At 43.5% G+C, this 2,885-nt stretch carries 1 protein-coding gene and 1 pseudogene; both read left to right on the forward strand.

The features are described from left to right. Window positions 1-771: pseudogene (locus tag ACJ751_RS11540) on the forward strand (TonB-dependent receptor); the annotation flags it as partial. A gap of 440 nt (window positions 772-1,211) precedes the next feature. Then, a complete protein-coding gene (locus ACJ751_RS11545; protein WP_407745648.1) occupies window positions 1,212-2,690 on the forward strand; it encodes an IPT/TIG domain-containing protein in 1,479 nt (492 codons plus the stop codon). Window positions 2,691-2,885: the final 195 nt, after the last annotated feature.

The raw sequence follows: 2,885 nt of genomic DNA on the forward strand, positions 1-2,885 counted from the left end.
GGTTATAATTACCTGATTGCAAAAGACGCCAGTTCTATTTCTGCCGAAATATCGAGCGATGCCTTTGATCGCAATCCTATTTTGAATAATGCCAATGCGGCAGTGCTGTCGCGTTCGTTGTATGGAAATACGCATCGCATTGTAGCTGCTTTCTCAAAGCGGTTTACTTATGCCAAGAACCTGGCGACTACCATTTCCCTGTTTGGTTCCTGGAACTCAGGCAACCGCTTTGCATATGTGTATAGCAGTGACCCTGGCAAAGATATTAATAACGATGGAACTACAACAAACGATCTGTTGTATGTGCCTACCGATGCAGAGATCAACGTCATGCAATTTGCTCCACTGAAGGATGTGAACGGAAATGTTCAGGATGCAGCTACACAGCGGCAGGCGTTTAAGAATTTTATTAATAATGACAAATACCTGCGCAAACGCCGCGGTCAATATACGGAGAAATATGCAGGTGAGAACCCCTGGGTAAGCCAGGTTGATCTGCGTATTCTGCAGGATTTTATTATTCCCGTAAAGAAAAGATCATCTACGTTGCAATTGAGTATCGACTTTGTGAACATTGGTAATTTGCTGAACAGTAAATGGGGCGTGGTGAAATATGCCACTACATCAGGCTATTTTCAGCCACTGTCGGTTGCCTATAATAACAATGCGCCCGTTTATCAGTTCGACCCTTCTTTAACCTCTACGTTCACGGCCAGTCCCGACCTTCCTTCGCGCTGGCAAATGCAGGTGGGGCTGCGCTACATATTTTAAGATTATTATGGATATAGTAGTGAATAAGTGATGTTGAAAAGCTTTACAGGTTACAGGGTTGCAAGTTTCAGGGAAAGCCAAACAAAAGGGTTCCCTGCAACCTGTAACTTGTAACCTGCAACGGATTTCAGAGTATTTTTGTTATGGGAATACTAAAGGATACGCATCAGTTGTTGTAAAATCGGAGTGAATATTTAGTAACGGTTACGGAACAATTAAATGTTTTGCCCCCCGCAGAAATATCTACTCAAATCCCTAACTTGCCCCGTAGTTACCGATCCACTGTGTTTAAACAAAATACTTCTATTTAGATCTCCGGCGATTTTCTGAATTTTAAAAACAGATAGTAAACAGGGAATGTAGTTCCACAAAGGTAATTCTATGTCCATTGCATAGAACAGGTATTCCATTGTCATTTCTTAACCATTAAATATTATCTAATGCGAAATGTTTACCTCACCATCAAAAGGAGTGTTGTTCTTGTTTTATTATTATGTTGTCAGTTTGCCATGGCGCATCCCATCGATCGCGGGAAAATGGCAGCTGATACTTTACATCCCGACACCATACCACCTGTGATCAAATCATTTACCCCAACCAGTGGTAGAAAGGGTACGGTGGTAACGATCTTTGGTTCACATTTTACTTTTGCTACAGCAGCACGCTTTGGTGGCGTACTGGCCGATAGTATTATTATTTATTCCGATACCGTTATTAAAGCTTTTGTAGATACCGGTGCTACAGGCAGTGTATCAGTGACTACACCAAATGGCACCGCTTCAAAACCTGGCTTTATATTTATCCGGGATACCATTCCTGTTCCTGATTCACCCCGGATTATTTCGTTTTCGCCAACCAGTGGTAAAAAGGGAACAGTAGTTACAATCTTTGGGTCACATTTTACCGGCGCCACTTCAGCGCGCTTTGGTGGTGTACGGGCCGACAGCATTTTTATTTACTCCGATACCGTTATTAAAGCTATTGTTGGTACTGGTGCAACTGGTAGTGTATCGGTGACTACACCACGCGGTACGGCATCAAAACCTGGCTTTACATTTATTGTTGATACCACGCAAATTCCTGATAGCGCACGGGCACATATATATTCATTCTCACCAACCAGTGCACGCCGGGGAACAGAGGTAACAATTGTTGGGAATAACCTCAGATATGCCTATCAGATACTTTTTGGTGGTGTTAGTGCTGGCAGTTATATTGTTTATGGCGATACTGTTATCAAGGCAAGAGTGGGCGCCGGGGCCAGTGGCAACGTAATAGTGAACACCCTTTACAGTGGCCTGGCGTTTAAAGCTGGCTTTACCTATATACCGGATTCAACGAGTGTGCCTGATACCACTATTCACGACAGCATACCGCCGCATATTTATTCATTTACACCCACCCACGCGAAACGTGGCGATACCGTATACATCTTTGGTCATTATTTCCTGTATGCAACTGCGGTAAAATTTGGTGGTATTCCTGCCAATCGTTTCTTTGTTTTGTCTGACACGCTTATCAGGGCGGTTGTAGATAGCGGCGCCAGCGGAGCTGTATCAGTGATTTCATCAATTGGGCTGTCGGCAAAAAATGGGTTTACATATATACCCGACACAACAGGTACCCACGACTCATTAGCAAGGGTGGTGGTTTATAATACAAATGCGACGATCAATTCAAATTTGTTTGCATTGTATCCAAACCCGGCATCAGGTTATGTGATCTGGCAGCAACCAGCTACCGACCATATTGCTCAATTACAACTGGTTGATATAAACGGCAGAATAGTAAAGACTATTTCTCTGGGAAAAAGTACGGTACAAACAACCATACCAGTAAGTGGCTTACCTACCGGTATGTACAAACTCGTGTGGAGTGATGGAAAGAATAAGCTGACGAAAAGCTTACTGATTAAATAATAGAGACGAGTACTATAAATACAAAAGTCCTCCCGGCGTATGGGAGGACTTTTTGTGTGCGCCATGCATGATGATAAACTTGACGGTTAAAGTCCGTTATGGGGGTATGTAATCGCCAACCATTAGCCAAGAGCAAGGGTGTCCACTGCGAAGTGGAATCTGAAGGAAGCTGGCGGCAAAGTTCCGGCCCGAGGA

It is taken from the genome of Niastella sp. (genome assembly GCF_045805085.1).
In the GTDB taxonomy this organism is placed as follows: domain Bacteria; phylum Bacteroidota; class Bacteroidia; order Chitinophagales; family Chitinophagaceae; genus Niastella.